At 43.0% G+C, this 8,920-nt stretch carries 8 protein-coding genes and 1 other RNA gene; 8 read left to right on the top strand and 1 reads right to left on the bottom strand.

Annotated features, from left to right (window positions below; translation table 11 throughout):
* Window positions 1-124: 124 nt before the first annotated feature.
* An RNA gene (gene ffs, locus OCV72_RS04700) (signal recognition particle sRNA large type) lies at window positions 125-387 on the bottom strand.
* A 144-nt stretch (window positions 388-531) separates the two neighbouring features.
* Between ffs and OCV72_RS04695 the strand changes: the two genes are divergently transcribed.
* The 8 genes from OCV72_RS04695 (at window position 532) to trxB (ending at window position 8,822) form a co-directional block, all read left to right on the top strand.
* Window positions 532-2,289, top strand: coding sequence for a B12-binding domain-containing radical SAM protein (locus OCV72_RS04695; RefSeq protein WP_055282226.1), 1,758 nt, complete (start codon window positions 532-534; stop codon window positions 2,287-2,289).
* Between the two features lie 12 nt (window positions 2,290-2,301).
* Window positions 2,302-2,373, top strand: coding sequence for a hypothetical protein (locus OCV72_RS16765; protein ID WP_226851192.1), 72 nt, complete (start codon window positions 2,302-2,304; stop codon window positions 2,371-2,373).
* Between the two features lie 207 nt (window positions 2,374-2,580).
* On the top strand, window positions 2,581-3,597 hold the full coding sequence (locus OCV72_RS04685; protein ID WP_055282224.1) for an AIR synthase-related protein: 1,017 nt from the start codon (window positions 2,581-2,583) through the stop codon (window positions 3,595-3,597).
* On the top strand, window positions 3,551-4,042 hold the full coding sequence (locus OCV72_RS04680; protein WP_055282222.1) for an Lrp/AsnC family transcriptional regulator: 492 nt from the start codon (window positions 3,551-3,553) through the stop codon (window positions 4,040-4,042). The genes OCV72_RS04685 and OCV72_RS04680 overlap by 47 nt, the downstream gene beginning before the upstream one ends.
* Window positions 4,042-5,211: an aminotransferase class I/II-fold pyridoxal phosphate-dependent enzyme gene (locus tag OCV72_RS04675; RefSeq protein WP_055282241.1), complete on the top strand. Its 1,170-nt coding sequence runs from the start codon at window positions 4,042-4,044 to the stop codon at window positions 5,209-5,211. The genes OCV72_RS04680 and OCV72_RS04675 overlap by 1 nt, the downstream gene beginning before the upstream one ends.
* 251 nt (window positions 5,212-5,462) lie before the next feature.
* Window positions 5,463-5,855, top strand: coding sequence for a MerR family transcriptional regulator (locus OCV72_RS04670; protein ID WP_055282239.1), 393 nt, complete (start codon window positions 5,463-5,465; stop codon window positions 5,853-5,855).
* Window positions 5,846-7,600 carry a 1-deoxy-D-xylulose-5-phosphate synthase gene (locus OCV72_RS04665; RefSeq protein WP_055282220.1) on the top strand — a complete coding sequence of 585 codons (1,755 nt, stop codon included), beginning with the start codon at window positions 5,846-5,848 and terminating at the stop codon, window positions 7,598-7,600. The genes OCV72_RS04670 and OCV72_RS04665 overlap by 10 nt, the downstream gene beginning before the upstream one ends.
* 280 nt (window positions 7,601-7,880) lie before the next feature.
* The gene (trxB, locus tag OCV72_RS04660; RefSeq protein ID WP_055282218.1) at window positions 7,881-8,822 is read left to right on the top strand and encodes a thioredoxin-disulfide reductase; all 942 of its coding nucleotides are present in this window, start codon (window positions 7,881-7,883) and stop codon (window positions 8,820-8,822) included.
* Window positions 8,823-8,920: the final 98 nt, after the last annotated feature.

Below are 8,920 nucleotides of genomic sequence, written 5' to 3'. Positions count from 1 at the left end.
TGGTTCTATCTTACTCTTTCTGAACATGAAAATACCCCCATATAGGACTTTTATATTTCATTGTCCTATATGAGGGTAGCATATCAAACTGCAGTGGATATTTTTAATATCTGTTTATTTTATTATGTGCATTGCGCTTCGAACGAGCCTTCACAGACGTTACCTTAGTAGTTAACTCAGCCCAGGCACCCTTACGGCACCCGGAAGATTCCACTTAATGCTGCTTCATTCCTGACCTGACATGGTTCATGGAGTTCCGTCGCGTAAGACCCAAACATCAACGCCACTTTCCAAGGGCAGCTCTGCAAAAACAAGCCCTCTGCGCAATATCACCCCTGCTATAGCGGATTGCAGGTGCAAGGTACCGCTAACACCCCGGCTGCACAGCTCAATATTTTAACGTGTTCAGGACAAAAAGTCAATGGAAATGTTGTAAAAAAGGCGATACCAATTTATAATACCTAGATATATGATGATTTATCTTATCCGGTATACGACCGGAGGAGAGATTCTGATCTGGAGGAAAGCATAATGAAGATATTATTGGCAGCAGTCAATGCAAAATATATACATTCCAATCTAGCGGTCTACAGCCTGAAAGCCTATGCCGAAGATTCGGCGGTGGAGATCGGGGAGTACACGATCAATCAGCAGAAGGATGATATCCTGATGGATATCTATAAGAGAAAACCGGACGTCCTCTGCCTTTCCTGCTATATCTGGAACCTGGATTATATAGAGGAGATTGTGTTGGAAATCGGAAAATTACGACCGGATATGCCAATCTGGCTTGGTGGTCCGGAAGTTTCCTATGATGCGCAGGATGTGTTAAGACGTCTACCGTGTGTCAAAGGTGTAATGAAAGGGGAAGGAGAGAAGACATTTAAAGAAATTTGCCGGATATACCGAAATGAATTCGAAAAAAAGAAAGAGAATGTGGATAACTCCTGGAAAAAATCAGAGAGTGTGGATAACCAGTTAAAAAATGTTATAGGCATTACTTTCCGGACAGAAGAAAATGAAATCATCGATAAACCATGGCGGCCGATCATGGATTTAAGTGAGGTTCCGTTTGTCTACGACCACATAGAAGATTTTGAACACAAAATTATCTATTATGAGACAAGCAGAGGCTGTCCATTTTCCTGCAGCTACTGTCTGTCTTCGGTAGACAAGCGCCTGCGGTTCAGAGATATAGAACTGGTAAAGAAGGAACTGCAGTTTTTCCTGGACCATAATGTTCCGCAGGTGAAATTCGTCGATCGTACATTTAACTGTAAGCACGATCACAGTATTGCAATCTGGAAATATATCATGGAGCATGATAATGGAATCACGAATTTCCATTTTGAGATTGCGGCAGATATTCTGAATGAGGAAGAACTGGAATTGTTAGAACAGATGCGCCCCGGACTGGTACAGCTTGAAATAGGTGTGCAGTCAACAAATCCGAAGACGATTAAAGAGATCCACAGAGTTATGGATTTTGAAAAAGTATCCAGAATCGTGAGGAGAATCCAGGAGAGAGGAAATGTACACGAACATCTGGATCTGATTGCGGGACTTCCATACGAAGATGTGGAAAGCTTCGCACATTCTTTTGATGATGTCTATGCATTAAAACCAGAACAACTCCAGTTAGGATTCCTGAAAGTGCTGAAAGGATCATTTATGCAGGAACATCAGAAGGAATATGGAATTGTGCACAAAGCGCATCCACCGTATGAAGTACTTTATACAAAATGGATTTCTTATGAAGATGTATTGAGGCTGAAAGGCGTGGAAGAGATGGTAGAAGTGTATTATAACGGCCGTCAATTCACGAACACGATGGAAGAACTGGAAAAAGAATATGATTCTGCATTTGATATGTATGACCGGCTTGCCGCTTATTATGAAGAAAATGATTATAATTCAGTTCAGCACAAGCGGAGTGCAAGATATGAGATCCTGTTAAATTATGTGAGAAAATATCACAAAGAAAAAGAAGATTTATTCCGGGAAGTGCTCACTTATGATTATTATCTGCGTGAAAATGCAAAGAGCCGTCCAGCATTTGCCGGAGAATATCCGGTAACGAAAGATGCTGCAAGAGCATTTTATGAGACAGAAGAGGAGACGCATGAGTACCTTCCAGATTATGGAAAATACGACAGAAATCAGATGCGTAAAATGACGCATCTGGAATATTTCAAACTGACAGATACATATATTTTATTTGACTATCAGAACAGAAATCCTTTGAATCAGGAGGCAAGAGTCTGTAAGATAGAGAAAATTAAATTATGAAAAGGGCGTACGATCTGCAGTGCAAGAAGTCCGAAATGTGAGGATTGTTTCTTGCAAAAATATTGTAAAGAGTATAAAATGTAGAGAAATACGTTACTGTTTACGTAAAAATTGATAAGAATGAGAAGAAGTAGTAACGAAAATATAATCAAAGAAGGTAGAAGAATGAATTTCAACAATAAAAGAACAAGAAGAATTGTATCAATTGTTGTGCTTATCGTCATCATTGCCATGGTAGCAACGATGATTATTCCGTATCTTGTATAAAAATAAAAGGGGAACATAATAAACATGAAGTTAGAGACACAGACAGAACAGCTTATAAGCGAAACAGTTACCGTCTACGGTTTATCTCCGCAGATCGGTGTCCATGCACTTGCACAGACTGTGAACGCACTGGCGGCACAGGGTGCAGTGTTCTCTGTCTGCCCTGATATAACAGAGGATGAGGAGCAGGAAGCGGATATCCGGAGTGAGGATATGCAGGATACGCATGAACCATCTGCAGGCATTAGTGTACAGATCGCCTATCCGGAATACGTGTTCAAATCCAGAATCCACAAGATTGAAAAGCTTCTCAAAAAAGCATGCAAAAAGTATAATATCATGCTTGCAGGAGTACAGGCATCTGTCAATCCGGCGGTTCGGGCGATCGCAGTGACGGTTACAGGAATCGCAAAGGCTCCAAAGGAAGAAGCATGGAACCGGGAAACCGCACGAGCCTGTAAGGATATTGTGTTCGTAGGGCATGTAGGAATGGATGGTATGCTCCGGATCACGGAAGAAAAAGAACAGGAACTTAAGACTCGTTTTGCGCCGGTTTTCATGAAGCAGATAAAGTCATACGGACAGCAGATATTTGCTCCAAAAGAAATCGAAGCCGCAAAAGCCGGGGGCGCATTTGTCGTACGTCAGGTCGCAGATGGCGGGATCTTGGCAGCACTGTGGAATCTGGCACTGGAATTAGAGCAGGGACTGGATCTTGATATGAAGAAAATCAGTATTTTACAGGAAACGATCGAGGTATGTGAACATTTCCGGCTGAATCCATATCAGATGATATCTACAGGAAGTTTTCTGGCTGTGACTGACAATGGGGAAGTACTGGCAGATGCGCTGAACAATCAGGGGATTACAGCAGCAGTAATCGGACATACAACAGACAACAACGATAAGATCTTAAGAAATGGAGAAGAGATGCGTTATATCGACCGTCCGGCTCCGGATGAGATCTTGAAGCTATATAGCGGAGGTATGAATGATGGAAGAATTAAGAAAGCAGATACTCCTGTATCTGGAGAAGCATAGCAGGGTGGACCTCGGAGAACTGGCAGTTCTTCTTGGAACCGACGAAGTAACCGTAGCAAATGAGATTTCTGCCATGGAAAGAGCAAAGATCATCTGTGGCTATCATACACTGATCGACTGGGATAAGACAGGAACAGAGTATGTGAATGCCCTGATCGAAGTAAAAGTAACACCACAGCGTGACACGGGATTTGATAAGACAGCAGAACGGATCTGTAATTATCCGGAAGTATCAGCCGTATATCTGATCTCCGGTGATTTTGATATGATGGTTCTGATCGAAGGCAAGACTTTGCAGGAAGTGTCAAGGTTTGTATCAAGTAAATTATCACCGATCGAAGATGTCACAGGAACCAGCACACAGTTCGTACTGAAGAAATATAAGGATCACGGAACAATCATGTTCGGACAGAAAAAAACAGAAAGGATGCTTGTAACACCATGATGAGAAATCCATTATCTAAGAAAATCACAGGCATCGAACCATCTGGAATCCGTAAATTCTTTGATCTGGTAAGTGAGATGCCTGACGCAATATCCCTTGGTGTAGGAGAACCTGATTTTGACACACCATGGAGAATCAGAGAGGAAGGTATCTACACCCTGGAACAGGGCAAGACTTTCTATACATCGAATGCAGGTCTTAAAGATCTGAAGATCGAGATCAGCAAATATCTGGAACGTAAGATACATGTAGAATATGACCCGGATCATGAGATCATGGTGACAGTCGGAGGAAGTGAAGGAATCGATGTGGCACTGCGCGCAATGCTGGATCCGGGAGATGAAGTACTAATCCCGCAGCCGAGCTATGTATCGTATTTACCTTGTACCATTCTGGCAGACGGTAATCCGGTTGTTATTCCGCTTCAGGAAAAGAACGAATTCAAACTGACGGCAGAAGAACTGGAGGCAGCAATCACGCCAAAGACAAAAATGTTAGTCATGCCATTCCCGAACAACCCGACAGGATCAATCATGACAAAAGAAGATCTGGAGCCAATTGCGGAAGTTGTGAAAAGACATGACCTGTATGTGCTTTCGGATGAGATTTACTCCGAACTTACATACAAGACAGAGCATGTGTCTATTGCATCTCTTCCGGGAATGCAGGAAAGAACACTGGTAATCAACGGATTTTCCAAAGGATTTGCCATGACGGGATGGAGACTTGGTTATATCTGCGGACCGTCTGTGATCATAGAACAGATGTTGAAGATCCATCAGTTTGCAATCATGTGTGCGCCGACCAACAGCCAGTACGCAGCCATCGAAGGCTTGCGTCACTGCGAAGATGAAGTGCAGCAGATGAGAAATGCATACAACCAGAGAAGAAGATATCTGGTAAATGAATTTGCGAAGATGAAGCTGGAATGCTTCGAGCCATTTGGTGCATTCTATATCTTCCCAAGTATCAAAGAATTCGGTATGACTTCCGAAGAATTTGCAATGCGTTTCCTGGAAGAGGAGAAGGTTGCGGTCGTACCGGGAAGTGCGTTTGGTGAGAGTGGGGAAGGGTTCCTGCGTGTATCGTATGCGTACTCACTGGAAGATCTGAAAGAAGCGATCGGAAGACTCAGTCGGTTTGTTGAGAGACTGAGAAGCCAGAAGTAAGGTTGACGGAAGCTGATTTGAAGAGAATTTAAAAGAAATAATAGAAATAGAAAAGCCGTCAGGGAATGTTAATGTATGAATTAGAATTATATTCCCTGACGGCTTTTGTTATTGCTATGCAGCTTCTGCAGATATCAGAAAATACAGGATGAATTGTATAATCCGGAATTTACTCTTACATTTTTGGAAAAAATCTTGACTTGGAGCGAACTCCAAGTGCTATAGTAATGAACGGAAAGGTGGTGCCTGGATTGACGATAAAAGAAGTAAGTGAAACATATGACATTTCCGCTGATACCCTGCGTTATTATGAACGCATCGGCATGATACCGGAAGTAACACGTACGGCAGGCGGAATCAGAGACTATCAGGAATCAGACCTTGGATGGGTGGAGCTTGTGATCTGTATGAGAAAAGCAGGACTTCCCGTGGAGGCACTGATCGAGTATGTAAAATTATATCAGGAGGGCGACGAGACATTTGAAGCAAGACTTCAGCTTCTTTCGGAAGAAAGAGAGAAGTTAGAAGAGCAGAAAGCGCAGATAGAGTCAGCGATCAACCGGCTGAATTACAAAATTTCCAAATACGAAGAAGTAGTAAAGACAGGAGTATTAAACTGGGAGGAGAATAGTTCATGTATATAGAAAAGATTAACGGACCAGAAGACGTAAAGAAATTAACCGTAGACGAGATGACCGTAATGGCAGGTGAGATGAGAGAAGCACTGTTAAAGAGAGCCAGTATCCACGGCGGACACTTCGGACCAAACTTCGGTATGGTAGAGGCAACGATCGCACTGCATTATGTATTCGAGTCACCAAAAGACAAGATTGTATATGACGTATCACACCAGACCTATCCGCACAAGATGCTGACAGGAAGAAAGGATGCATATCTCTATGAAGAACATTACGATGATGTGTCCGGCTACAGCAATCCAAATGAAAGTGTACACGATCATTTCACTGTAGGTCATACATCTACATCCGTCAGCCTCGCGTGTGGACTTGCAAAAGCAAGAGACCTGAAAGGGGAAGAAGGAAATGTGATTGCAGTGATCGGTGACGGTTCCTTAAGCGGCGGTGAAGCACTGGAAGGACTGGACTATGCAGTAGAATTAGACGGAAATCTGATCATCATTGTAAATGACAATGATATGTCCATCGCAGAAAACCACGGCGGATTATACGGCAACTTAAAATTACTCCGCGAGACAAACGGACAGGCAGAATGCAACCTGTTCAAGGCTATGGGACTGGATTACATTTACGTGGATCACGGAAATGCTGTCGGAGACCTGATTGAAGCATTCCAGAGTGTCAAAGACAGCAGGAAACCAGTTGTTGTGCATATCAATACCTTAAAGGGAAAAGGTTATGCACCGGCAGAGCAGAACAAAGAAGTATGGCATTATAACGGACCATTCCATATCGAGACAGGTGAACCGTTATACGAGATGACAGAAGAAGACTATTCGGATATTTCCCTGAATTATCTTTTGGATAAGATGAAAAAAGATCCGGCAGTGGTAGCGATCACATCCGGAACACCGACTGTTATGGGATTCACAGAAGATAAGAGAAAAGAAGCAGGAAAACAGTTCGTAGATGTCGGTATCGCAGAAGAGACAGCCGTAGCACTGGTTTCCGGAATTGCCGCAAATGGCGGAAAACCGGTTTATGGAGTATACAGTACATTTGTACAGAGAACTTATGACCAGATCGCACAGGATCTCTGCATTAATAACAGCCCGGCAACTATTGTAACATTCTGTGGTTCGGTATACGGAATGAATGATGTGACACACCTTGGACTATATGACATCCCAATGATGGCCAATATTCCGAATCTGGTATACCTTGCTCCGACAACCAAGGAAGAGTACCTGGCAATGCTCGACTGGAGTATCGAGCAGAATGAGTATCCGGTAGGAATCAGACTTCCGGGCGGCAGTGTGATCTCTGACGGAAAAGAGATTACAAAAGACTTCGGAGACCTGAACAAATACGAAGTAACACAGAAAGGTTCCAAGGTTGCAGTGATCGGACTTGGAACATTCTACGGACTTGGCAAAGAAGTTGCAGAAGAGCTCAAGAAAGTAACCGGAACAGATGCAACTGTGATCAATCCATATTATATTACAGGTATTGATGCAGAACTTCTGGAAGAGCTTAAGAAAGATCATGATGTTGTGATCACTCTGGAAGATGGTATTCTGGATGGCGGATTCGGCGAGAAGATCGCAAGATTCTACGGAGATTCGGACATGAAGGTTCTGAACTTCGGACTGAAGAAAGAGTTCCTCGACCGTTATGATGTAGCAGAAGTTCTGAAAGAGAATCATCTGACGAAAGAGCAGATTGTGGAAGATATAATGAAGTTTATTTAATAATTGAATAAATAAATAAAACGTATGTGATATACTACTATAAACAACCGCAATATGGGTGGATTTCTATTACTCAATATGGCCAACCACTTTGAGCGGTTGTTTTTTGTATAATTATAATATTATAGAAATATATCTTTAGCAAGTAATATAAAAACAAAAAGGGAATTTTTAATTGTAATTTGTTGGTATGCCAACAGCTAAAATCATGTAAAATAAGATAGAATCATACGATCAATAATTTTAAAAATACATACGAAAAGAAAGAGAGGACACACACATGGATCACATATATGACGTAATCATCCTTGGCGCCGGTCCGGCGGGATTAAGCGCAGGCTTATATGCAGGCAGAAGCAGACTGGACACCCTGATCATCGAAAAAGGACAGGCCGGCGGCCAGATTATCAACACAGACGAAATAGAAAACTATCCGGGACAGATTGTAGAAGGAGAGACGGGAGTTTCTCTTGTACGCAGAATGTACGAACAGGCAGAACAGTTCGGCGCAGAACATGTCCGTGATACGATCACAAATGCAGAACTGAGCGGAGACATCAAAGTCCTGACAGGCGAAAAAGATACCTATCAGGCGAAAAATATCATCATTGCAACCGGTGCATATGCAAGACCAATCGGATGCAAAGGCGAGCAGGAGTACAAGGGACGCGGAATCTCTTACTGTGCAACCTGTGATGCGAACTTCTTTACTGACCTGGAAGTCTATGTAGCGGGCGGCGGGGATGCAGCGGTGGAAGAAGCGCTGTATCTTACAAAATTTGCCAGAAAAGTTACGATCATTCACAGAAGAGACGAGCTGCGTGCAGCAAAGTCTATTCAGGAGAAAGCATTTGCCAATCCGAAGATCACATTTCTGTGGGATTCGGTAGTCGAAGAAGTGGGCGGCGACGGACTGCTTCAGACGATGACTGTGAAGAATGTGAAGACGGGGGAACTTACAAAGATAGAAGCCGATCCGAAAGACGGACTGTTCGGACTGTTTGGATTCATCGGTATGATCCCGAATACCGGCGTGTTTGCAGATAAAGTAGAGACGGATGACAAGGGATACATTAAGACGGATGAGGACATGCATACCAACGTACCAGGTGTCTATGCTGTCGGAGATGTAAGAGTCAAGAGCCTGCGCCAGGTAGTGACTGCAGTAGCAGATGGTGCGATCGCAGCAGTGCAGGTGGAGAGAAGTATGTCTAAGTATTAAGGGAGATTCAGAGAGAGTACGGAAGTGTATCTGAAAAATAAATATATTATAGAAATGCGAGAATTCGCCGGACGGGAAAATGTCCGGCGGATTTTGCA

Origin of the sequence: Dorea amylophila, assembly GCF_025567265.1 — a bacterium.
Lineage (GTDB): Bacteria > Bacillota > Clostridia > Lachnospirales > Lachnospiraceae > Dorea_A > Dorea_A amylophila.
This window is presented reverse-complemented; position numbering and strand designations above follow the sequence as displayed.